The 23,738-nt window shown below is 55.1% G+C and carries 18 protein-coding genes and 5 pseudogenes; 14 read left to right on the top strand and 9 right to left on the bottom strand.

Annotated elements, in window-relative coordinates; translation table 11 throughout:
- Window positions 1–411 precede the first annotated feature (411 nt).
- A pseudogene (locus ACZ3HH_RS27505) lies at window positions 412–945 on the top strand (DHH family phosphoesterase); the annotation flags it as partial.
- Between the two features lie 406 nt (window positions 946–1,351).
- On the opposite strand, the pseudogene ACZ3HH_RS27500 reads toward ACZ3HH_RS27505, so the two are convergent.
- Window positions 1,352–1,743 (bottom strand): annotated as a pseudogene (locus ACZ3HH_RS27500) (erythromycin esterase family protein); the annotation flags it as partial.
- Window positions 1,744–1,836: 93 nt separating this feature from the next.
- Complete coding sequence (locus ACZ3HH_RS27495) at window positions 1,837–2,622, bottom strand: sulfite exporter TauE/SafE family protein (protein WP_465809410.1); 786 nt, start codon at window positions 2,620–2,622, stop codon at window positions 1,837–1,839.
- A 75-nt stretch (window positions 2,623–2,697) separates the two neighbouring features.
- Between ACZ3HH_RS27495 and ACZ3HH_RS27490 the strand changes: the two are divergent.
- The 5 genes and pseudogenes from ACZ3HH_RS27490 (at window position 2,698) to ACZ3HH_RS27470 (ending at window position 7,146) form a co-directional block, all read left to right on the top strand.
- A pseudogene (locus ACZ3HH_RS27490) lies at window positions 2,698–3,329 on the top strand (hypothetical protein).
- Between the two features lie 25 nt (window positions 3,330–3,354).
- On the top strand, window positions 3,355–3,828 hold the full coding sequence (locus ACZ3HH_RS27485; protein ID WP_465809408.1) for a MarR family winged helix-turn-helix transcriptional regulator: 474 nt from the start codon (window positions 3,355–3,357) through the stop codon (window positions 3,826–3,828).
- Window positions 3,829–4,412: 584 nt separating this feature from the next.
- Window positions 4,413–4,832: an organic hydroperoxide resistance protein gene (locus ACZ3HH_RS27480; RefSeq protein ID WP_465809406.1), complete on the top strand. Its 420-nt coding sequence runs from the start codon at window positions 4,413–4,415 to the stop codon at window positions 4,830–4,832.
- Window positions 4,833–4,861: 29 nt separating this feature from the next.
- Window positions 4,862–5,881, top strand: a complete 1,020-nt coding sequence (locus tag ACZ3HH_RS27475) for an alpha/beta hydrolase (protein WP_465809404.1) — start codon at window positions 4,862–4,864, stop codon at window positions 5,879–5,881.
- 494 nt (window positions 5,882–6,375) lie between these two features.
- Window positions 6,376–7,146: an alpha/beta fold hydrolase gene (locus tag ACZ3HH_RS27470; RefSeq protein WP_465809402.1), complete on the top strand. Its 771-nt coding sequence runs from the start codon at window positions 6,376–6,378 to the stop codon at window positions 7,144–7,146.
- 342 nt (window positions 7,147–7,488) lie between these two features.
- Here the strand turns inward: ACZ3HH_RS27470 and ACZ3HH_RS27465 are convergent, their stop codons facing one another.
- Window positions 7,489–8,406, bottom strand: a complete 918-nt coding sequence (locus tag ACZ3HH_RS27465) for a LysR substrate-binding domain-containing protein (protein WP_465809399.1) — start codon at window positions 8,404–8,406, stop codon at window positions 7,489–7,491.
- Between the two features lie 101 nt (window positions 8,407–8,507).
- Here ACZ3HH_RS27465 and ilvD point away from each other — a divergent pair, with 101 nt between their 5' ends.
- The 3 genes from ilvD (at window position 8,508) to ACZ3HH_RS27450 (ending at window position 12,194) form a co-directional block, all read left to right on the top strand.
- Window positions 8,508–10,388: a dihydroxy-acid dehydratase gene (ilvD, locus tag ACZ3HH_RS27460; protein WP_465809397.1), complete on the top strand. Its 1,881-nt coding sequence runs from the start codon at window positions 8,508–8,510 to the stop codon at window positions 10,386–10,388.
- A 446-nt stretch (window positions 10,389–10,834) separates the two neighbouring features.
- The gene (locus ACZ3HH_RS27455) at window positions 10,835–11,323 is read left to right on the top strand and encodes a hypothetical protein (RefSeq protein WP_465809395.1); all 489 of its coding nucleotides are present in this window, start codon (window positions 10,835–10,837) and stop codon (window positions 11,321–11,323) included.
- A 532-nt stretch (window positions 11,324–11,855) separates the two neighbouring features.
- Window positions 11,856–12,194 carry a HopJ type III effector protein gene (locus ACZ3HH_RS27450; RefSeq protein WP_465809393.1) on the top strand — a complete coding sequence of 113 codons (339 nt, stop codon included), beginning with the start codon at window positions 11,856–11,858 and terminating at the stop codon, window positions 12,192–12,194.
- 76 nt (window positions 12,195–12,270) lie between these two features.
- Here the strand turns inward: ACZ3HH_RS27450 and ACZ3HH_RS27445 are convergent, their stop codons facing one another.
- A complete protein-coding gene (locus tag ACZ3HH_RS27445; protein ID WP_465809391.1) occupies window positions 12,271–12,762 on the bottom strand; it encodes a RidA family protein in 492 nt (163 codons plus the stop codon).
- 122 nt (window positions 12,763–12,884) lie between these two features.
- On the opposite strand from ACZ3HH_RS27445, the gene ACZ3HH_RS27440 reads away from it, so the two are divergent.
- On the top strand, window positions 12,885–14,294 hold the full coding sequence (locus ACZ3HH_RS27440; protein WP_465809389.1) for an aminotransferase-like domain-containing protein: 1,410 nt from the start codon (window positions 12,885–12,887) through the stop codon (window positions 14,292–14,294).
- Window positions 14,295–14,512: 218 nt separating this feature from the next.
- On the opposite strand, the pseudogene ACZ3HH_RS27435 reads toward ACZ3HH_RS27440, so the two are convergent.
- Window positions 14,513–14,836, bottom strand: a pseudogene (locus ACZ3HH_RS27435) (group II intron maturase-specific domain-containing protein); the annotation flags it as partial.
- A 542-nt stretch (window positions 14,837–15,378) separates the two neighbouring features.
- Window positions 15,379–15,864: a GNAT family N-acetyltransferase gene (locus ACZ3HH_RS27430; protein ID WP_465809387.1), complete on the bottom strand. Its 486-nt coding sequence runs from the start codon at window positions 15,862–15,864 to the stop codon at window positions 15,379–15,381.
- A gap of 351 nt (window positions 15,865–16,215) precedes the next feature.
- Between ACZ3HH_RS27430 and ACZ3HH_RS27425 the strand changes: the two genes are divergently transcribed.
- The gene (locus tag ACZ3HH_RS27425) at window positions 16,216–16,668 is read left to right on the top strand and encodes a hypothetical protein (RefSeq protein ID WP_465809385.1); all 453 of its coding nucleotides are present in this window, start codon (window positions 16,216–16,218) and stop codon (window positions 16,666–16,668) included.
- Window positions 16,669–17,409: 741 nt separating this feature from the next.
- Here the strand turns inward: ACZ3HH_RS27425 and ACZ3HH_RS27420 are convergent.
- The gene (locus tag ACZ3HH_RS27420; RefSeq protein ID WP_465809383.1) at window positions 17,410–17,811 is read right to left on the bottom strand and encodes a hypothetical protein; all 402 of its coding nucleotides are present in this window, start codon (window positions 17,809–17,811) and stop codon (window positions 17,410–17,412) included.
- A gap of 553 nt (window positions 17,812–18,364) precedes the next feature.
- Here ACZ3HH_RS27420 and ACZ3HH_RS27415 point away from each other — a divergent pair.
- Complete coding sequence (locus tag ACZ3HH_RS27415; RefSeq protein WP_465809381.1) at window positions 18,365–18,820, top strand: hypothetical protein; 456 nt, start codon at window positions 18,365–18,367, stop codon at window positions 18,818–18,820.
- 201 nt (window positions 18,821–19,021) lie between these two features.
- Here the strand turns inward: ACZ3HH_RS27415 and ACZ3HH_RS27410 are convergent.
- Window positions 19,022–20,458 (bottom strand): annotated as a pseudogene (locus ACZ3HH_RS27410) (IS1182 family transposase).
- 135 nt (window positions 20,459–20,593) lie between these two features.
- Window positions 20,594–21,511: a LysR family transcriptional regulator gene (locus ACZ3HH_RS27405; RefSeq protein ID WP_465809379.1), complete on the bottom strand. Its 918-nt coding sequence runs from the start codon at window positions 21,509–21,511 to the stop codon at window positions 20,594–20,596.
- Window positions 21,512–21,621: 110 nt separating this feature from the next.
- Here ACZ3HH_RS27405 and ACZ3HH_RS27400 point away from each other — a divergent pair, with 110 nt between their 5' ends.
- Together ACZ3HH_RS27400 and ACZ3HH_RS27395 are read left to right on the top strand one after the other, a co-directional pair.
- On the top strand, window positions 21,622–22,254 hold the full coding sequence (locus ACZ3HH_RS27400) for an SRPBCC family protein (protein WP_465809377.1): 633 nt from the start codon (window positions 21,622–21,624) through the stop codon (window positions 22,252–22,254).
- Window positions 22,255–22,395: 141 nt separating this feature from the next.
- Complete coding sequence (locus ACZ3HH_RS27395; RefSeq protein ID WP_465809375.1) at window positions 22,396–23,421, top strand: aldo/keto reductase; 1,026 nt, start codon at window positions 22,396–22,398, stop codon at window positions 23,419–23,421.
- Window positions 23,422–23,738: the final 317 nt, after the last annotated feature.

Raw genomic sequence — 23,738 nt, 5'->3', positions numbered from 1 at the left:
ACAGCAAGCTCGCGAGCGGACGAATAGCCATATACCGGCTTACTCCCACAAAACACTCACGTTGCTGATGCGCAAAACTACGCGCACACCAGACCCTGCATATCGATTTCGGTTCAAGGTGACGGAAACTTTCTTACAAAAAAAAGAGACACGTCTCACAAGACGCGTCAGAAACCACAACAGAAAAATGCGGATGATCGCGGCTACATACAGACTGCGCTGCACCGAGGTGAGATAGACTATGAAACTCGCCAGCGGATGACGCTTGAGACGCTGTCCGACTGGCAGCTGGCAGCTGGCAGCTGGCAGCTTTTGGACGAGGCTGTGTAAAAACGTTTTTGAGCGCGACAGGTACTCAAAACTAGACTGAAAATCGCGTTTCTACGCGAAATCCACATTTGCTGACGTCCTGATTTTTCAGGACAGTTGACCACCCAATCGGATATCCGGGCTTATGAAGTCCTCGCACGGCGGGCGAAACTGGAAGCGGACTGGCCCGAGCGGTACTTCTCCGAATGTCAAGCCACTATCGAGTCAGACCTGATTGGCGCGTTGGCGGTTGATATGAAACGGCTGAAAGCCGATAGCAACCTGCCGCAGGTTTTCGCGCAGATGGCGGTGTAGGATGCCAGTGCGCTGATCCAAACGCATCGTTCAACGATCGGTCACTGGCTGGCGGCGCAGGGCGGAGACTGGCTGTTGAACGTCATCGGCATCCGCGAGTGCAAAAGCTACTTTCTGGCTGAGCCCTTGGTCAGCCAATAAAAGTTGAGCCATTTGCTGTCGATCGAATGGCAGGCTGGAATGGCTGTGCTTGAGCTCTCACTGCTACGTAAGGAACTGTTGAAGTTGGGGTTGGCCCGCATCTCCGTTGTGAGTAAACCCCGCCTCTGGTTTTGTAGCCACATCGAAGGGCTGCTTTTGGCCGATTTCTGCCCCTCGTGACAGGCAGAAACCGGCCGAGGCTGTGTAAAAACGTTTTGGAGCTGGTTTGACGGTCAGAAGCAGAGCAAAAATCCCGTTCCTACGCAAATTTCAGCTCCGGTACTTCACCAAGTATGGGCAGATTTTACGTAGCAACGCGGGCTTAAAATCAGTGCCTGCGTTTTTACACAGCCTGGACCCATAGCGGACTCACGGTGCAAGAACGTTCCCGTCTACGCTATCCCAGCAAGCACGATGCTGAAAGCCAGGATAGGAATGACAGTCCGCCGTAGAGATGATCTTACCTATTCAGCTGATCGCTCCCATTCTCCTTTACCCAAGCATGGGGGCCGATCTGTACACAGGCATTTGGTACCTCGTCGGAGTGCCAGTGGCGGCGCTAGTACCGGGTTTGATCCTGCGAGTACCAACGCATGAAATCCCTCACCCACGCCCAGGTGGGGAATCGGGCAAAGGCCTGTTTTTTCCACGCGGAGCGGCCCAGGTCGCGGACACATCGGTCGATCTGACCGGCATCAGGCCAGCCGGCTTCGACCGCGACGATGCCAAAGCCGTGCTGCTCGATCAGGCGGCGGGTGATCGCCGCTCGGGCCTGGTAGAAGTCCTGGGTGCCGTGGCTGGCTTCACCGATCAGCACCACGCTGGCATCGCCAAAGCGGTCGAACAGTTCGCCAAATTCAGGTGAGTCGAATGCTGGCAACGGTTCGACATGACGGCGCAGCACGTTGGCCGCGTTGCCGGGTGACTCGCCGCGGGGGCGGCGGACCGTTGCAGGAGATCGTTTGCGGGACTGTTCATGGACGTCATGACCTCATCTGAACATGGTCATAGTTTTGACTACGTCAGCGTGAGCATGATTCCACTAAGTTTTGTGATCTATAGGGTGCCGGATCAGAACGCCAGCTTATAGCCGATCAACACCAGCATCGTGGCCAGGCACGGACGCAGCAGTTCGTCGGAGATACGCCCAGTCAAGTGGCTACCCAGATAAATCCCCGGCAACGAGCCGACCAGCAAGTAGCCCAAAATGTGCCAATCCATGTTGCCCATGCTTGCGTGGCCCAGGCCGGCGACCAGGGTCAGGGGTACCGCGTGAGCGATTTCGGTGCCGACCAGGCGGCGGGTAGGCAGCATTGGGTACAGAATGAACAGCGCTACTGTGCCCAAGGCGCCAGCCCCGATGGAGCTCAGGGCCACCATGGTGCCAAGGACCAGACCTGTAATGACGGTCAGCACATTCAACCGAGAGCCGCTGGGGTTATAGTGGCCGCCCGCCCGTTTGTGGGCGAAATCGAGCAAGCGTTTCTTGAAGAAAATCGCCAGCGCCGTGGCGAACAATACGAAGCCCAAGGCTTGTTTGATAACGGCATTCATCGCGTCGGGCGAGGTCTGCAAACGGCTCAGGAACCACAGCGTCAGCGCCACCGCCGGAACACTGCCGAGCGTCAGCCAACCGGTGATCGCCCAGTCGATGTTCTTGTTCTTGCGATGAACCAGCACACCACTGGATTTGGTAATGGCCGCGTACAGCAAATCCGTGCCTACCGCCGTAGCCGGGTTGACACCGAACCACAACAGAATGGGAGTCATCAACGAACCGCCCCCGACGCCGGTCATACCGACAATAAAGCCGACTACCAAACCTGCAACGACCAACCCGAAATTACCGAATTCCATTAATACGTCCAGAGAAATCGCAGGAGAAATAACCGGATCGCAGCATAGCGATTTTTCTTATAACCAGTTATATCGATGCGGTCTATTGTTATGCCAACTCATGGACCGGTGGCTCGTCATTTTCTGGCGCTGGGAGCGAGGCTGATCTATGGAGGAGATCTACGACAACATGGATTCAGCGAGCTACTATTCGAACTAGTTGCCCGACATCGTCGAGACGCTGACGAGGGTGATAGCCGTACTGGAGTTACAAACTATCTCGCTTGGCCCGTCCACATCCAGCAGCCAGTTGCTGAACTGGAAACGCAGATCGTTGAAGTTGAAGATTCTGCTGAAGTTGTTTGCCTTCGAATTGACGGTAGCGGGCTACCCATTGAAGAGCGTCGCGGCCTTCCATCTCAAGTGCCTACAGAGCAAGAGTGGGCAGATGGGCTTACATCTATGCGTATCACGATGATGTCGGACTCAGACGCAAGAGTAGTTATAGGCGGTCGGTAGAAGGCTACAAGGGTGCCATGCCGGGCATTGCTGAAGAAGTGCTTCTTTCGTTGAAGGCAGGTAAGCCGATTTTCCTGGTCGGTGGTTTTGGAGGGTGCACTCGCGACCTCGCCGAGACCTTAGGTCAGTGTTTCGGCCAATCAGTGGTATTGAGCAGTGGCATTGAGAAATTACATTGCGCACTAAAGATATTGGCGCTAAATTGTTAGCACCTCTGACTCCAAGGATCACCTGATGACTGTCGATGACAGCTTCACCACTGCAGGCGCTGGCAGTTGTGATGATTTGCTGCTGCATAACCAGCTGTGTTTCGCCCTGTACTCCACCTCGTTGATGATGACCAAGGTGTACAAACCACTCCTTCAGGAGCTCAACCTGACTTACCCACAATATCTAGCGATGCTGGTGTTATGGGAAAATGATGGTCTAACTGTTGGAGAAGTCAGCACCAGGCTGTTGACCGATCCAGGCTCGCTGACACCGCTACTCAAACGCTTGGAAGTGGAGGGGATGATCAAACGTACCCGCAGCCAGGAAGACCAGCGGGTGGTTCACCTGCACCTGACCCAACAGGGGAAAGCCCTACACAATAAGGCCAAAAGTATTCCTCAATGCATTCTGGCGGCCACCGGGACAAGCCTGGAACAGCTGCAAACCATGCAGAAAGATCTTCTTCATCTGCGCCGCAATCTGCACGACAGTTTTTGATTTTCTCCTTCCCCAGGGCCGGCCATTGCGCTGGCCCCCGCCGATAGTCTCTCACCCTTGCACTGTCGAAAGCCGCTGTCGCTGTTTTGTAGGTAAAACGTAGACAAGGCCGTTAAGCGTTTGCCCCACTCCACGAGAACAGTCTTGCAGGCGTATACCCCAGGTTTACGCGTAGAGCCGGCGTGCCACCGGCGACCCTTCCGACTCGTCGCTGTGCCTTGATGAAATCTGGCCACTCTATGAGTGCGGTTCATACCTCTACGGCCAGAGATTGTGCAGGCCTGAGCGGCATCTTCTGACACTTAGCCTGACGAAGGCCTGCTGCTGACCGGTGTGCGGAACGCCTATCAGGGCGCTGAATGAGCTAATCAGCAGCGATGGGCAGCACGGCAGCCTTGAGATCGCTCAAAAAAACCAAAACAAAATCCTTTTAAATCAACAACATAACCATTAGTTCAAATATTCACTCCAAAAAAGCTTGTGCGCAAACTACATGTGCGCTAAATTTATCTCACTCGGTTAGCGCACAAACATTTAGCGCTAAAGACAAAACCATTTCAGTCAAATATTCAGGAAAAGTAGCCATGAAAGTTCTCTATACCGCAGTCGCAACCGCTACCGGTGGCCGTGATGGCCGTGCTGTTTCCAGTGACAAGATTCTCGACGTAAAACTGACGACCCCGAAAGAACTGGGCGGTGCTGGTGGCGAAGCTACCAACCCTGAGCAGCTATTCGCTGCCGGTTACTCGGCCTGCTTCATCGGTGCATTGAAATTTGTTGCAAGCCAAAGCAAACGCAGCATCCCTGCTGACGCCTCGATCACTGCCCAGGTTGGCATCGGTCAGATCCCCGGGGGCTTTGGTCTGGACATCGACTTGAACGTCAACCTGCCGGGGCTGGATCAAGCAGATGCTCAAGCGCTGGTCGACGCAGCTCACCAGGTTTGCCCGTACTCCAACGCCACACGCGGCAATGTCGACGTCCGTCTGCACGTCACCGTCTAACTCAGCCAACTAAAAAGAAGAATCTGAACATGAACACTTTTGGTAAAACGCTCGTTGGCTCGCTTCTCGCTCTGTCGATCGGCAATGCGTTCGCAGCCACTGACACTGGCGTCGAGCACAACACCCAGGCATTCCTCGATGCACTGAACGCCGGTGGTGGCACGCCCATCGAGCAGCTTTCACCAAAAGATGCCCGCGCCGTACTGACCGGGGCTCAGGCTGGGGTCAAACTGACCCTGCCTAAAGCCGATGTCAGCCAAAAGACCATCTCAGTCGATGGCCAGGACATCAGCCTGACCATCGTGCGGCCGGCAGGTGTAAAAGGCCCCCTGCCTGTGTTCATGTACTTCCACGGCGGCGGCTGGGTGCTCGGTGACTTTCCGACCCACGAGCGTTTGGTGCGCGATCTGGTTGAGGGTTCCGGTGCGGCGGCGGTGTTCGTCAACTACACCTCCTCGCCTGAGGCGCACTACCCGACGGCGATCAACCAAGCGTATGCAGCGACGAAATGGGTGGCCGAGCACGGCCAGGAAATCAACGTCGACGGCAAGCGCCTGGCCGTGGCGGGTAACAGCGTCGGGGGCAACATGGCGGCCGTCGTTAGTCTGATGGCCAAGGACAAAGGTACGCCGGCGATCAAATATCAGGTGCTGCTGTGGCCGGTGACTGATGCCAGTTTTGAAACCGGTTCGTACAACCAGTTCGCCGAGGGTCACTTCCTCACCCGCAACATGATGAAGTGGTTCTGGGACAACTACACCACCGATCCGAAGCAACGCGCCGAGATCTACGCCTCGCCGTTGCGGGCTTCACTGGATCAGTTGAAAGGGCTACCGCCTGCGCTGGTACAAACCGCCAGTGCCGACGTACTACGTGACGAAGGCGAAGCCTACGCTCGCAAGCTGGATCAGGCAGGCGTCCAGGTCACCGCCGTGCGTTACAACGGCATGATCCACGATTACGGTCTATTGAACGTGGTCAGCCAGGTGCCGGAAGTGCGGTCGGCGATGCTGCAGGCTTCGCAAGAGCTCAAAATTCATTTGAAGTGACAACGACTCATTGCCCTGAGATTGCAAACCATGAACTGGTAATCGACCCCACACCGAATACAAAAAAGCCCGACCATTGAGTCGGGCTTTTTTGTGCCGCAGATTTAACGCATAGCGCTACTGCCACTCGATGAGTGCTGTTCATATCTCCCATCTCTCAATCCGCGAGCACCACCTGCTAGGACCCGAGATTGTGCAGGTCTGAGCGGTATCTTCTGACACTTGTCTAACAAAGCCCCTGTGCAGACGCTGAGTGCGGAACACCAATCAGGCCGCTGATGAGCTAATCAGCAGCATGACAGCCTTGCGATCGCAAAAAAAAACCAAAACAAAATTCTTTTAAATCAACATTATAAGAATAAGGTCAAAATTTTTACTCCAAAAACACTTGCGCGCAAACTATTGGCGCGTTAAATTTAACTCACTCGGTTAGCGCACAAACATTTAGCGCTAAAGACAAAACCATTTCAGTCAAATATTCAGGAAAAGTAGCCATGAAAAAGATTTTCTCAGGTTTGGCCCTCACCACCGCTCTCGCTACAACCTGCTTGGCGCATGCGGCTGACGTCAAGCCAACGGTAATTCTCGTGCACGGCGCTTTTGCTGATTCGTCGAGTTGGAATGGCGTGGTGAAGATTCTGGAAAAAGACGGCTATCCCGTCATTGCCGCCGCCAATCCATTGCGTGGCGTTGCTAGTGATGCCCAGTCCGTTGCGAGCATCGTCAAAAGCGTTAAAACGCCCGTCGTACTGGTTGGCCACTCCTACGGTGGAGCAGTCATTAGCGAGGCGGCTTACGGCAGTCAGAATGTGAAAGGCTTGGTGTATGTCGCCGCCTTCACGCCGGAAAAGGGCGAAACGGCGGCGGAGCTGGCTGGACGTTTCCCTGGGGGCACGCTGGCCTCGGCCTTGGCAGCCCCTATTGATCTTGCTGACGGCGGCAAAGATCTCTATATCCAGCAAGACAAATTCCACGACCAGTTTGCGGCTGACGTATCTGAGGCGGACGCCCGTCTGATGGCTGCCGGTCAGCGTCCCATCACTGTTGCCGCGTTGAACGAGGCCGCTACCGAACCGGCTTGGAAAACCATTCCATCGTGGTTTGTTTATGGCGACAAAGATAAAAACATCCCACCCCAAGCCATGGCTTTCATGGCGGAACGTGCGCACGCCAAGCAAACAGTGGTAGTCAAAGGTGCTTCACATGTTGTGATGGTGTCGAATGCGCAGACTGTCGCCAATCTGATCGAGGAAGCAGCACAATAAAGGCCACGGCTGTCAGGTTTTTACCCCATACAACGAAAGGCCCGCGCAAGCGGGCCTTTCGTTGTATGGAAAGCTCAGAGCCAGGGATATTGGCATTTATTTCGTTCTTTGGTCTTACACAGAGCCCCTCGCTCGCTTACCTTGGCTCGGCTTACCGGCCACTTTGGTTCGTTAGCTACTCGATTTCAGCCGGTCGCCACTGGCCGAAATCGGCCAGAAGCGGACCTTGGCGCCATTGGATCGCGTCAGGGCGTCACACCTAACAACGCCAACAAGCACCAACTCCGTAATAGATCGCATTACCGACCTGGCGTGTCCGGCGCTTAATCGCCCTGCCTGGGATCAGTTCATGTCCAGCTCGAGCAATTGACTGGCCATGTACAGGAAGTTGGTGAGGGTCGGCGTCGTATCGTCGCGGCGGTAGACCAGGCCTGTTTCCAGATGCGGCGCAGTATTCTCCAAAGTGAGATAGCGCACCCCCGAGCGCGCCAGGTGACGCATTGATGCAGGCACCAGCGCAATGCCCATGCCTGCCGATACCAAGCTGATGATTGTCTGCATCTGGATAGCATGCTGGGCAATATGCAGGCTACCGCCGCACGCTGTGTAGTAGCCGGTGACCAGATCATAGAACGCCGGTGCCGCACGCCTGGGAAATACCACCAAAGGGCAAGAAATCATCGTGTCTGAAGATAACCGTCCATCCACATCGACCAAGCGCCCGTCTAGCATCCACGTCTCCGGCACAGCGGCAATCAGTGGCTCAACTACCAAAAATCGGTAGGCCAATTGATCGGGAATAGAGGCCCAAGGGTTGGCGATCACAATGCCTGCGTGCCCCTGCCCCTCGACCAGCGCCGCTATCTGAAGGTCACTAGTGGCCTCCATCAGCGAAAGTTCCACCGCCGGATACAGGCTACGGAAGCGTTGGACCAGCATGGGAAGAATGCTGTAGTCGGCGGTGCTGACAAAAGACAGTTCCAGCGTGCCGGCATCGCCCCGAAGAATGGCTTGCGCCGTATTGCCAAGCGCATCGATGGCGCCGAGCGCGGCCCGCACCTGAGGTAGCCACTGCTCGGCGAACGGGGTCAGCGCCACGCTGCGCTTGGTGCGTACGAACAGCGACGCGCCAACTTCGCGCTCCAGCGCCATGATTGACTGGCTCAGCGGTGGCTGGGTCATGCACAGGCGTTGCGCTGCCAGGCTGAAATGCAAGGTCTGGGCGACAGCTACAAAATGCCTGAGCTGGCGAACATCCATCTCTTATATCTCCAAAGACTTAATAAGCCATAAATAATATATTTTAATATCATCTACACAATCGCTAGCCTGAGTCCATACCGTCAGCCCAGGAGGATTCAATGCCCGCTTATCGTTCGAGAACCACTACCCACGGCCGCAATATGGCCGGCGCCCGCAGCCTTTGGCGAGCCACAGGCATGACCGATGATGACTTCGGCAAACCCATCATTGCCATCGCCAACAGCTTCACGCAGTTTGTCCCAGGTCACGTACACCTCAAGGATCTCGGCCAACTGGTCGCCGGCGAAGTGGCGCAGGCAGGCGGCGTGGCGAAGGAGTTCAATACCATCGCCGTCGACGATGGCATCGCCATGGGCCATGACGGCATGCTCTATTCATTGCCCTCGCGGGAACTGATCGCCGATGCCGTTGAATACATGGTCAATGCCCATTGCGCCGATGCACTGGTGTGCATCTCCAACTGCGACAAAATCACCCCCGGCATGCTGATGGCCGCCATGCGCCTGAACATCCCTACCGTGTTCGTTTCTGGTGGTGCGATGGAGGCCGGGAAGGCGGAGATCAAAGGCAAGCTCCAGTCTCTGGACCTGATCGACGCGATGGTGATCGCCGCCGATGATTCCTATAGCGACGAGGAGGTCGCGGCGGTCGAGCGTGCCGCCTGCCCTACCTGCGGTTCGTGCTCCGGCATGTTCACTGCCAACTCAATGAACTGCCTGACGGAAGCACTTGGCCTGGCATTACCGGGCAATGGTACGGTACTGGCGACTCATGTTGAGCGTGAGGGATTGTTTCGCCAGAGCGGTCGGCTGATCGTCGAGTTAGCCAAACGTTGGTATGAACAAGACGACGCGCGGACGTTGCCGCGCAACATTGCCAACCGAGCGGCTTTTTCAAACGCCATGAGCCTGGACATCGCCATGGGCGGCTCGACCAACACCGTCCTTCACCTATTGGCAGCTGCGCGCGAAGGCGGTGTGGAGTTCAACATGGCCGACATTGACCTGCTGTCTCGCCGAGTCCCGTGGCTGTGCAAAGTCGCGCCCGCCTGTAGCGATGTTCACATCGAGAACGTGCATCGAGCCGGTGGCATCATGGCGATCCTTGGCGAGTTGGACCGTGCAGGCTTGATCGACACGGGTTTGCCTGTCGTCCACGCGCCCACTTTGAAAGACGCGCTGGACCGCTGGGACATCGCCCGCCGCCCGGACGAGCAGGTGCAGACATTTTTCCGTGCAGCGCCGGGCAATGCCCCCACCCAGAGAGCGTTCAGTCAGTCAGCGCGCTGGAATGATCTGGACACAGACAGGTCAACGGGCGCTATCCGATGCGCTGAACAGGCTTTCAGCAAGGACGGAGGCCTCGCAGTGCTGTTTGGCAACCTGGCGCCGGAGGGCTGCATCGTCAAAACAGCCAGCGTCGACCCCTCCATGCTGGTATTCAAAGGCAAAGCCGTGGTCTTCGAAAGCCAGGAGGCCGCCGTGGCTGGCATCCTCGGCGACCAGATTATGCCTGGCGATGTCGTGGTCATCCGCTACGAAGGCCCCAAGGGCGGCCCTGGTATGCAGGAAATGCTTTACCCCACCAGCTATCTCAAATCCAAAGCGCTGGCCAAGTCCTGCGCTCTTTTGACCGATGGGCGGTTTTCGGGCGGCAGCTCCGGCCTGTCCATCGGCCATGTATCACCGGAAGCGGCGGAAGGTGGACTGATAGGCCTGGTGGAAACAGGGGACGTGATCAAGATCGATATTCCCAACCGTTCCGTTGAACTGATGGTCGAGGAAACGACTTTGAGCCGGCGTTACCGCTCGATGGACGCCAAGGAGGGGCAAGCCTGGCAGCCAGCATCACGGGCTCGAAAAGTGTCGGCTGCGCTTCAGGCATATGCAGCGCTGACATCGAACGCGGCTCGCGGCGCGGTCAGGGATGTGGCGCAGGTTCAGCGCCGATTTGGCGGCAGGCGAGCGGCGCTGAATTAGCAAACGCTGCGTGACCAGAGTTTGTCCGCGATCGCATTGTCAAAAGCGCTATCGCGGGCAAACAGCGCTGACACGAACCTCAGCTATCGGCCAAACTGGATCTTCACGTTCAAAACTCCAGCGGACTCGGAGATGTTGGCGCCGACGCCGAATTGATCCAGTTGCCGAGATGTCACTGACCTACTCTATTCCTCGCAAAACATTGCCTTTGCTGAATTTGTGCAGATTTGGAGATGGGTCAGTCTTGCGTCAGCACGTGGGGCAAATTGGCGTCGGCGCCAACAAACGGAGGGATGCAGCTATAGATCGGTATCCCACCTTCGCGACGGGCCGCTACCGGCCATAAGCAGTGGCCAATGGATGGCATGAACCTGCTACGCTGAGTCCTCGCAGGAGTTTGAGCCAGCCTTCACCCATAAGCATGTCAGTAGTCAGGAACAGTCACCATGCATCATATAATCGGCTTATATACCTCGAAAAAAACAGAGCGTTTATGGCCGCTAGACCCAGAAGACCGAATTGTTTTCAGATCCGACTGCTTTCATGCGTTTGGATATTTTTCCCTTATAGCACCTGCTTTTGAACAATATGCACAAAGAGATGCACAGATAAGCATTACAGCAATGAATGTAATGTTCCGCTTGAGAACTGACGATCTAGCTGACGCATTGGCAATTTTCAACGATCTCGAAACACAGCTCTGTCAGCGACCAACAAGTTGGCAGGAGTATCTCGGTGAAATCCAACACCCAAGGCAAGAGAAGCGGCCAATCAAACCGCGATTATTCAGACGTCGAGCCGTTCGGATCGTCCAAAGGTTGCGAGCATTAATACTCAAAGCTCAAGCCCAGGATAAATGCTTGGCATATGGAAATGATGTTTGCTACCGCGCACTGCGCGGCATAAAAATGCCGCCCGGCACCGTGTACTCCTAGAGCCGAATCTACGGTTCAAGCGTTCGCTTCGCTCGGCGGGGACGGGATAAACCCCATCCGATAATCAAACGAAAGGATCCAGCCGAGTGGCTGCTTCTGGCCGATTTCTGCCTGTGACCGCCGGCAGCAATGGGCAGCTCTTTACCGATCATGGTTACTAAGCTTGCTGGTCAAGTCCGATGCAAATGGCTGGTCAGATGCAATGCAAACGAGTGATCAGTACCGATGCAATCAGGTGGTCAAGTGGAGTGCAATTCCGCACCTTGTGTTTGTGACACTCAAGACTCGCGCCTACGCAGATGTCACAGGTGTCTACACGGAGCAAACAGCAGCCAGGCGCGAAATATTCCTGAAGCTCCATATACCCTCCCGCCATAACTCAGCAAGTGCTCGGACGATAGCAAAGGACCGCGTCTGTAAGCTTGCATGTGGTTCGAAATGATCTCAAAAAAAATAAAAAAAATTACTATATGTAAGTGCCTGAATACGTTTGTGAATATCACATGTAACAGTTAAGAAAGAGCCGGAAAGCATGACTGATCTGAACATCCTGCGCGCCAGCCTCAAGAGCGGCGAACACGCCTTCGCCCAGACCCTGGCGTTTATTGCCGCCGGCTACGAATACCAGCCCCGGGCCTTCAACAACGGCGGCGTCGAAAACGCTGCCGGGCAGAACGAAGGTTCGTGCAAAACCCTGGGGCTGGCGCTGCTGGAAGGCTTGAGCGATGAAGAAGCCTTGCTGGCGTTCGGTGAGCACTATCGCTCGGTCGTCGCCACCCCTGAGGGCAGCGATCACGGCAATATCCGTGCGCTGATGGCTCATGGTTTAGCCAGTGTGAAATTTGAAGCACAGCCCCTGAAGCACTGCTGATCCCTCTGTGTGCGGGCTTGCTCGCGATGGCCGCGACACGGTCCATCAAAGAACCCAATATTGCCCGCTGAATTGATTACACCGACGGATGCAGCGCCGCGATCATGTCGATTTCGATAGGGGCGTTTTTCGGCAACTGGTAAACACCGACAGTCGTTCGCGTATGTCGACCGGCATCGCGCAATATATGCATGAGGACATCCGATGCACCGTTGGCCACTTCGCTCAGATCCACAAAATCGAGTGTGGACTTCACATACACCGTGATGCGAAGGAGCGCCTTGACGTTATCCAGTGAACCAATAGCCTGTCGGATCAGCGCCAGCCCGCGTATCGCACTGATGCTGGCGGCCTCTTGAGCATCGGCCATGTCGAGTTCCTGCCCGACGCGGCCAGGGTACTGGATTTCGCCGTTCATGCGCGGCACCAGGCCACTGACATACACCTCATCGCCGTGCCGAAGCAGCGGCGCGTAGCGCCCCCCGGCAGCGTTCTCGTCGTAGATATCAAAGCCGAGTTCTTTCGCCATCGTGAGGAAACGTTCATCGCGGGTTATCTGCTGAATCATCTACTGGACCCCCTTGGTCAATCATGCGAACCGTGCAGATCATGGTAGAGACAGACGTTTGCGTTGATCAGAGCAAGTTCGTATAGAATCCAGCGAACTTTACTGCCAGGGAGACCAGTAAAATGCAGGCTCAGCGCGCAATGATCGCCGCCATCGAATTCCAGCCGGGAGTTCCGCTGGTGCAGCAGATTGTCGATCAGCTGTCTGTGGCAATCAGCCAGGGTGGCTTGCCTCACGGGGCCAAATTGCCACCGATTCGCGAACTTTCCGAATTGATGAACGTCGGCAAATCCACGGTGGTCGATGCCTTGGACCGATTGCGCGCCAAGGGGCTAGTGGTTTCACGCCAGGGCTCGGGCCACTACGCCCAACGGGCCAACAGTCAGCCACCGACTGTGGCGAGCCTGGATCTGCAACCTCAGGACATTCTCAGTCGGGTCCGCCGCGCTGTGCTGTTGAACAATGGCGCGCTGCGTCCTGGTTGTGGATTCCTGCCCGGTTCGTGGCTGCCCGCCGAAGAACTGCTCAAAGCCGTACGGGGCACCCTTCGTGCGACCGCGCTGCGCATGGGCGAATGCGGTGAGGTGGGCGGTTACCTGCCGCTGCGCGAGACGTTGCGGATGAAGTTGTCGACCGTCGGCATCGACGTGCCGCTGGGGCAGATCATCACCACCGCCAACACTGTGCAAGCCATCGACCTGCTGATGCGCCTGTTGATCAAACCCGGTGACACGGTGCTGCTGGACGATCCGTGCTACTTCAACATGCACGCCAACCTGTCGTTACATGGCGTCAACGTCATCACCATTGCCCGCGATTGCGAGGGCCTGGATCTGGAGGCGTTCGAGCAATTGCTGATTGCCCATCGCCCCGTGCTGTACATGACCAACAGCACGCTGCACAACCCGACCGGCCACTCGTTCTCCGCCGCCCAGGTTTATCGTTTGCAGGAATTGAGTCACCGTTACGGTTTCCACATCGTGGAAGATGACCTTTATGGCGATCTTCAGCAAAGACGCACCCCGAGACTGGCCGCGAGTGGTCTGGACAACATCAGCTACGTCTCCGGTTTTTCCAAGACCCTGACCGCCAATAGCCGGGTCAGCTACGCGGTGCTCTCGCCGCAACTGGCAGCACGCTTGATCCGTTTGAAGATGAGCTGCGGCGGCGTGACCTCAGAGCTGGCGGAGCAAATTATCTGCACGATGCTCAGTAATGGCAGTTACACAAAACACACTCGCCGCACAGTCGATCGCCTCTACGAATCGAGCAGCCGCGTGGCACGCTGGTTGCTGGAGGCCGGATGCTCAGTGTCTTCGCTACCGGGTGAGGGCCTGTTTATCTGGACCCGTTTGCCCGAAGGATTGCACGCCGAGACGCTGGCCAGTAAAGGTCTTGAAAACGATCTCGTCCTGGCACCTGGCACCTTATTGAGCAAAGCGGCTGATGCCGGTAGCTTCCTGCGCTTCAACGTCGCGCACAGCGATAGCCCACAGGTGCGCGAACGGTTTTTCCGATTGCTCGATGGCTAATTTTTTCTGATAAACCGAGTTGTTGCCATCGCGAGCAGGCTCGCTCCCACAGCGATTCAGAATCGGACGCGGAGTTGGTGGCAACACCGAACTAATGTGGGACTGAGCCTGCTCGCGATGGTCGCACCACGGTCCACCAGAAAAGCCATCGAGTAGGAGGCGGCTTCACAGCCACCGTCCTCTCACACCACCGTACGTACGGTTCCGTATACGGCGGTTCAAGTTATGCGGTTAAGCCGGTTTATCGTATCCAGTATCGAGACCAGCCCGAGTCGATCCCACAGCTTCTTCGGTAGCACCTGATTCATATGTGGCGCTCCCGAGTTCCACCATGGGCCTCGGCCATTGACCGCCGATTTCCACGCCCGTGCCTCATCGAGTCCCAGCCGTATCAAGTTGCGCGCCCTCATAGAGGGCCACTTCCATTGACGCCAGATGACACAGCGAAGCTTGTGACGCACCCAGCCATCAATTTCCTCAAGCGGCCGCTTGCTCTGACTTAGCTTGAAGTATCCTGCTCAGCCACGCAGTGCGGGGTTTAACAGCATCGGCATCCCGAATTCCTGATTACGCGGCTCAATGGCTGGCCCATCGGTTTCCCCTGTCAACGCTTCACCCTGCACCTCACGGCGCAACATGCATGACTCGGGGCCTGGTTGATTCGCCATTTCTTACCAGTATCGAACTTTCATCGACTATCCTCCGCCAGCTTTAACTGGCGCACTAAGCGTCCGGCGAAGACACCTACCCTGATGCGCATCCAGGGCAATGGTGTCCTCTGCGGCATTACCTCAAAACTATTTCTGACCTATTCGAATTGGTAATTCAACCAAATATGGTGCGTGCCATCGGTGTCGATTTTGTCCCTCCTGATCCCGATATCCCTCTCAAATCATCTGAACACTGCCTCCGACTATGCAGAAAAAATCATCTGCCCGATCAGTGCCGGTTGTGGAGGCAGAGTGTCGAACTACCGAGGGCCGGCGCGGGCCATGATGATCCAACCTGTCGCGAAGGGCTGCAATCGACTCTTGCGGACCTTGCAGCGTGCCGTTTTTGCCTGCTTCATGACTATTCCAACTGGTTAAAACAGTCGGGTCATCAGCACATAAGGCACGCCAAACATGTCTGGCAGATTGCGTACCACCCCGAAGCCGGCTCGCTGGTATAAGTGCTGCGCAGCTTCCATTATCGGGGTTGTATGTAATGCGATTAACGTCGTGCTATCGCGCTTCGCGCGGTTGATGCATTCGTCGAGTAGAGCCTGGCCAACGCCATGGCCCCGTGCTTTTGGCACAACTGACATCAACCGTACCATCGGCCATTCGGGCGCAAAAAAGTCGGGCTTGGGCTGGTTTGGACCGACATAGCCGGCCGCGCCGACTATTTCGCCGTCCAGTTCGGCGACAAGTACTTCGCTGAGAGCAGCACTGGCGGTAAGCGCCCCGAGTCGCGGAGCGAGCTCATTCCACCCCGGCATGGCGGTGGCCAGCTCTGTCCAGGCATCACGCACTACTTGATCGACCAGCGGCTTGTCTTCTGGAAAGAAATTTCTAATGGAAACAATCATCGGTCTTGTTGGCTGTAAGCCTGCCTCATGTGATCAGAAAAAAGGGGGAGACATCGTCCGCTCTTGGCCGATCTCTGCCGGTCACGACAGGCAGAAATCGGCCAAATAGCTGCCTCTAAGCCTTATCCGCGCATGCGCCGCCAGCTGCCTGCTGTCTCCACCACGCAGAGCGTGATAACAATCAGCGCTGATGGAAATGGTCGCGGCACACATTCAGCCAACGCATCGCGGGTGATTCCGCTCCTACAAAAGCGCGTGCGACTGCCGATCAAGCAGAGTAGCTGTCTTGCAACTAGCTTTACCTCGAACACTAAAGCCTCCGTCCACAACTCAACCAGCTAAAGGTTCGTTATGACTAAAAAAATCGATCTGACGATCAGCCACGATTACCTCAATCCGTTTGCCTCGCCGGACAACCCCAAGCTAAGCCCCGAGCTGGTGGATTACCTGTCAGATAGCGCCTGGTACCACCCCGAGCTGAGCCTGCAGATCCGCTGCCCGGAAGATGAACGAGAACGCCTGCAGCAAGCCATCAGCAATACCTTTACGGAAAAGAGCGAACAACTCAGAGGGGATATTCGCACCCAGCGGCTGGTAGCGCTGACACTCCTGGGCTTGGCACTAGCCTTGGTGCTGGCAGGCACGGCTCTGGGCATTGAAGGCACCATCCCCGTGGGAGTCGTTACCGTCACCGCGTGGATGCTGCTCTGGCGCAGCGCAGAGATATTCTTTCTGGATATCCGCAGGGTTAACCGGCAGCTGCGTAAGTACCAGCGCATCGCCAGCGCATCAAAGCAGTTTTGATCGAGGTTGATCGCTCCCACGCTACGCGTGGGACTGCAGCCTTCGCTGCTCTAGTACCCACAAACCAGCCACTGCGCGCGGGAAGCCCGCAGCGACGCAGCTCGTAGGATGAGTTGAGCAGAGCGATACCCATGCGGTTGCGGCTCATCTGGTTGATGGGTAAGAGATAGGTGCGTCTGCACTATGCAAAAACCCTCAAACCAACCGAGTTACCGAGCAGCAAAGGTCAACGAAGGGCCGAGAAACCACTCAATGTGGTGAGTAGGTTCTCCGATGGTGGTCATGCCAGAGTTCAGGCGAGCTGAAAATCCGACTTTTTCAACAGAATCGACCCATTGCTGCCCTTCATGAAGGGCAGCAATGGGGTCGAAAGCAGCTCTTGATGCACGGCCTATCGCGGATTTAACGGATAGGGATTCGAACCCCTTCTGTCGTCGCCACAGGCCGCTTAAGGCCAACAAGAATGGCTTTTCCGCTAGACCCTTTGACGTTTTCACAAAGCCTGGGTCGATTGCAGCAGGTCAGCTCAGGCAAATTCTAGCCAGAAGCGAACATCGAACCTGCTTGGTGACTCAATGATGACGCTCTGCGATAGGGCGATAATGTCCGCTTGAAATAATCGGACACCATCGTTCTAATGGCTTGGGCTCTGATTACTAACATCCGCTCAGTACGGAAAAAGACCTAACGTCGTGTCCGGGATCATATGACAACTAAAAAGCGAACGATTTTAACCACTTGTCATGTATTTGCAAATTCTTGCGTTACACTTTTTTTAAATGCAAACACCCACAGCATGATAATTGCAATAGGGGGAAGAAAAGCTGTTAAACACCACCATCCGCTGTAGCCGGACTTCTTAAAAATTACGAAGAGTGAAAATATCGGCATGGCAATATGGGCAACTATCAACGTTATATTTTGAGGAATTGCCAGGAAGTATTTATTGGGCAATTCATTTCTGGCAGGCCAAGCTCTAAGAGCCAGAATAGGGAAGCCAAGCCATGCTCCTAGTGGTATGCCAAATGGTGTTAACAGGAATATTAATGACCAATATGGAGAGAGCCCTGCCTTTTTAAGTAAAAATATATATGGAACTCCAAGCAAAATAAATACAATCAACTCGATTTTCACTTGAAACATTTAGATATCCTTATGCATAACTATAAATAGACACCAAGCGGTGCGAACTAGCCGGACGGGTCTGGTGTACAACATTCCTTGTTCCTCTGGCTACCCGTGTCTTGGCTAAGGCTTTTCAGCGTACCGATGACTGTATAAAGGCGTTATACACCATGGATGGAAACCCTCGTTTGCTCGACCTGGTGCGCGAGCAAATTTGCCTGACAACCTACTCGATTCGCACGGGACGTGTCTATCGCTAGTGAGTTGAGAGATCTTTTCCATCGTTATACGCCACGAATGGGACTGCCGAGGTCAATGATTTTTATCCGGGCTTACGGTGTATTTTATACCTACAGGCACTCAGCGCCCAAGCGCTCTTTAACTGAGGCCAACCGGCAGATTTTTGACGGTATATGCCTGTGCTGACCGGCTGCAATGGGTCGATTGCAGTCCTTGCCGACAGGCTGAAAACGGCCAAAAGTACCCGCTCACAAGACCCGCAAACTATAGAGATGCTAACTCGCCTAGGCTAAGCTGACTCAAGCGGCCTGAGAAATCCCGGGGACTAAAAATGGAAGAAACGCTCTCTTCGATATTTATGCGCACTAAAGGAAAGCCCATAACTTTCAATGGGAAAACCGTCGTTGCGATCATGGAGATCGAGATCACGAAGCCCAGAACCGTCTTTTCAATTCGCCGATTGGGTGCTACGAACGGTCGAGTGCAAGGGTTAGCATTAAAGGCGGTAAGTGGGCAGATCGTCGTCGACGGCTCCCGCGATGGCTATCCCGAGATAATTTTGTGGTCTGATACCAGTCCTGATGCTGTAGAGATAGAAGTGTTTTCCAAATTCGGAAGTACTTTAAAAATCTGGAACGTATGGAAAAGCACTTTTGGCATGAATGCATGGGTTGGCAATGCAGGAATTCACGTCTGCGAGCCCGATGGCAAGATGACATTGGAATGTAGCGACGGTGTTGGTGATGTCGACTTCTCCGATTATGTGGTTGTTTTAGAAGAACGATAATGCCGATAGTTATGTCCGCTTTGGATCCAGGCTGTGTGAAAACGCGCTGAATACGTCGAAAACTGAGAGTCGCGAGGATTGCCTGTGGAATCAGCGCGGAAGCGCGAATTACCTTTAGTCAGCTACATAGACGTTTGTAATGCCGTTTGGGCCGCGTCAGCGGCCCAAACGGCTTCTAACTGGCGAGCCAAGCGGCTGGGTTCACGCCCTGATCGCCTCAAGCAGTCCTGCGATGCCGAAGATGCTCATCATTCGTTTGAGGTTGTAGGCGAGCACATGAAGGCTCATCTCAGTGCTCACCCTCGGCAGGGTTTTGGTCAGGAAGAGGGTACTTCCCATCCAGTACTTGAGCGTTCCAAAAGGATGTTCAACGGTCTGTCGACGAACCCTCATCATCGCTGGATCATGTTCTAGCCGAACTTGCATCGCATCGACTACAGCCTCATGTTCCCAGCGTTTCACACGGCGCTCCTTACCCGTCGTACATTGCTTTTGCATTGAGCAAGACTGGCAGCCCGAGAAGTAGTAACAATGCAATAACATGCCGTCTTCCATCGACGAATGCCGCCGAGTCAGTAACTGCCCCGCCGGGCATCGATACTCGTCCGATGCAGCAACGTAGATGAAGTCCTGCTTGCCAAATCTGCCTTCCGCTTTGCTGCCAGATGTCGGGGGTTTCGGTACGAAGGTGGTGATACCAGCCTGCTCGCAGGCAAGGATTTCCAGACCCTTGTAATAGCCTCGGTCGGCTACCACGGTCAGCGACTCAGCGCCGATCTCTTCACGCGCTTGGTTCGCCATATTGCTCAGTTACCCACGATCATTACCAACGTTAGTCACCTCATGGGCAATGATCAGATGGTGTTTGTCGTCGACAGCTGTTTGTACGTTGTAGCCAACCGTTCCGGTGCCTCGGCCGCTCGTGACCATTGAGCGTGCATCTGGGTCTGTGAGGGAGATCTGTTGGTCTGGACTGTCGTGGAGCTGCGCCTCGATTTCCTTGAGTTTCTGCATCTGCTTTTTCAGTGTTCCTATCTTTTCTTTAAGCCGCTCTGCTTTGGCCTCGGCCACTTCGGGCGTTGCCCGATCCGCCGAATCCATCGCCGCCAGATAGCGATCAATGCTCTGCTCGATCTGCTGCATGCGTGCCTTCACCTTGCCCTGAGTGAAGTTGCGGTCGCGATTATTGACGGCTTTGAATTTGCTGCCGTCGATGGCGATGATCGACTGAGAGAAGAGATTGAGGTTGCGGCAAAGAACTACGAACTGGCGGCATACGCTGCGAATGGCTTTGCCGTTGTCTTTTCGAAAGTCGGCGATGGTTTTGAAGTCCGGAGCCAAACGCCCCGTTAGCCACATCAACTCGACGTTGCGCTCGGCCTCCCGTTCCAGCCGGCGGCTGGACTGAATCCGATTGAGGTAGCCGTAGATATAGATCTTCAGCAAGACCGCTGGATGGTAGGCCGGACGACCCGTTGCAGCAGGATCAACGCCTTCAAACCCAAGTGCACCCAGGTCGAGTTCATCGACGAAAACGTCGACCACTCGCACTGGATTTTCTTCGGCTACGTAATCGTCCAAGCACTCAGGCAGCAACGTGACTTGCATCCGAGCCTCACCCTCAATGAATCGCTTCATGATCGCCCCCGCTACGATCTAGACGATCAGAAGGTTAGACAATCACTGGCGTTTTCACACACCCTGGGCCGAAAGCTGCCCTTGGTGTTTGGCAGCGTCTTGCTAATCACTGACGTCACCTCGCCCAAACGCTCATCAGCTTTCGTCCGCTCGCGAAGCCAATGAACTCGAGCAGAAATCGATAAATGTACTGATCTTGGCCGGAAGGTGACGCCGCGAAGGGTAAATGGCGTAGAGCGGGAATCGCTCCTCGCCCCAGTCGGGGAAGAGGTTGATCAGTTTTCCTGTTTCCAAGAGATTCTTTGCACCCAATTCCAGAATCTGGGCAACGCCGCCTCCTTCGACACATGCTGTCAGCATGGTGCCTACATCGGACACCAACAGTGGCCCCGTTGGGCTGATGTTGACGACCTTCTTGTTACGGTGCAGCTCCCACTCATAGGGACGCCCAGTTGCTGCGTTGTAGAACAATATCTTTCTATGTGAAGCCAGGTCCTCTGGCTTTGTCGGCCGTCCGTACTGGCGGATATAGTCTGGGGCCGCAACCGTAAGCACTTTGGTTTCGAGCAGGCGCCGGCCGATGAAAGACCCGATGGGGGGGGGGCCGAACCGAATGGCCAGATCAAAGCCATCTGCTACAAGATCTCCCAGATCATTTCGCATGATCAGCTCCAGCTGGATGTCAGGATAACGATTCAGGAATGACGGCAGCATTGCCGAAATCATGACTCTGGAAAAGTATGGATCGACGTTCACCCTCAGGCGGCCCTTCACGGACTGAGCACCGCTGCTCGCCAAAGCGGCCGCTTCCGCGATGCCCGCCATCAAGGGCACCACACTCTCTAGCAAACGCGCCCCTTCGTCAGTGATCACCAGGGTACGTGTCGTGCGCTCCACTAGACGTAAGCCCATGCGCCTTTCCAATCTGCTGACGGCCTTGCTGACTCCTGAGGGACTTAATCCCAACGCATGAGCCGCGCGCGTGAATCCTTTGCAGTCGGCGACTGCGGCAAGCACGGTCATTTCCGCCATGAGTGGACCGTCAAATTGCATCACGCCTCCATTGTGTACTTTATTCACAAGTATTGTGAGTTTTGCCTACTTTATTACACAATAAAGTTGGCTCAAAGTGGGGGCGTCATGAATCTTGATGGAGTTCCTGAATGAAAAAACCAACGAGCTTTTTTCCGCTGATAAGCGCTTTAATCTTGAGCAGCTTTGCGCTGTCGGAAACCAGCGCCGCCCAGGATCATATTGATTCAGGCGACCGGCGTCCCATGGCCAATGACCTGAAACTGCGGGACCGCAATATCCATTGGCCTGAGGGTTTTTCGCCCGCAGAAGCAGATTTGTTCGCCCACAACGAGGCTCACATCGATGCTTCCTGCGATGTTGTTTGGAGGCATATTGTCGATGCCCGCAACTGGCAAAAGTGGTATCCCAATGGTACTCGGGTACATCTTCAGCCTGGCGCAGCGGAGCTGACCGCCGCATCAATATTCCAGTGGAGAACATTCGGCTTCGACCTAGAGAGCAAGGTCGTCGAATTTGATTCGGTCAAGCGCATGGGATGGTTTGGCTACGCGCCAGGAAAGGCACCGAATTTTTATCACACATGGTATCTGGAGCCTGAAGGGCCCCGCTGTCACGTGGTTACCGAGGAAGTAGGCAAGGGAAGTGATGCACGAAGCTTCCGGCAAGCGGACGAGTCGACGCTTCATCGTGGCCATGATCTTTGGTTGGCGGGGCTCAAATGGGTGAGTGAGACGCTATCCTCCGTGTCCGGTGTTCACTGAGTTTCAGCCATTTTGATAACCAATATGCACAACCACATTTCTCTGAAGCGCACGTGGTCTTCGGAGCGATTGCCATCATCCCTCCAATGAAATCACCAAAACGTGTCTTGAGTCACACAGAACTTCTTTCAGGAGTATCACATGCAATACAGCACCCTCGGCCGCTCCGGCCTTCGAGTATCACGTCTGTCGTTGGGCACCATGACCTTTGGCTCGGGATCAGGCATCTGGGAAAAAATTGCGGGCCTTGACCGAGCTGCCGCCGTCAACCTGATCGCAGCTGCAATCGACCACGGAGTTAACCTGATCGACACCGCGGATGCCTATTCACAAGGTCGATCTGAAGTCATCCTGGGTGAAGCCCTGGCCGAATTAGGTGTCGATGAGACGAGCATGATGGTCGCCACGAAGGTCCGCTTGCGCACCGGGCCGGGCCACAACGATGTCGGCCTGGGTCGCTCACACATCATCCGATCAGTCGAAACAAGCTTGCGACGCCTAGGGCGCGACCACATCGATCTGTTTCAGCTGCATGACAGAGATGCACTGGTCCCTCTGGATGAAACACTACGAGCGCTTGACGATCTCGTGCGTCAGGGAAAAGTTCGTCACATTGGGGCGTGCAACTTCAGTGGTGCCGACCTTGAGCGCGCTGCAAGTATCAGCAGCCATGCGCATTGGGCGCGATTGACCAGTAACCAGGTCTATTACTCATTGGCGGCACGCGATATCGAATACGAGATTACTTCGGTAGCGAAGTCCAACGATATTGGCCTGATTGTCTGGAGCCCGCTTTCTGGTGGTTATTTGAGTGGGAAGTACACGGCAGGGGGGCCGCTGGCTGGGGCGGGTCGACGGGCGAACCTGAACTTTCCACCCATCGATCCGACGAAGGCGGATCCTATCGTGCAGGAGCTGCGCAGCGTAGCGAAAGAGTTGGGCACCCAACCGGCCCAAGTTGCTTTGGCATGGACGTTGGGGCAACCCGCTATATCGTCGGTGACGATTGGTGCCCGCTCTGCCGAACAGGTTCTCGAAAACCTGGCGGCGATTCACTTGCAGCTCCCTCCTGAGCTTGGCCATCGGCTGAGTGACGTATCTGCACCGGCCAGGATCTATCCCTACTGGATGCAGGAGTTCCATGACAAAGATCGAGTGTTTGCCTGACCTCGGCACGCCAGCTGTTCCATTGCTGTCCAATCAGTGGGCTGAATCCTGTTTGCCCCCGATGCGAGGCGGCTTCGATAGGTCCGTTACTGTTTTTCGACGATGTCAGCTTCTGGCCCAGAGTGTGTAAAAACGCATGCGCCGTCTTGAAGTCTGCGTTGCTACGTAAAATCTGCTGATGCTTGTGTAATTAGCAGACCAGAAATTTGCGTAGGAGCGAGTTTTTTGTTCCAGCCCCGACTGTCAAACTTGTTCTAAAACGTTTTTACACAGCCTCGGCCGAAAGCTGACCTAAGCGAACGTCTGCATTTGGCCGT

It is taken from the genome of Pseudomonas sp. PME37.24/025 (assembly GCF_055556615.1).
This window is presented reverse-complemented; position numbering and strand designations above follow the sequence as displayed.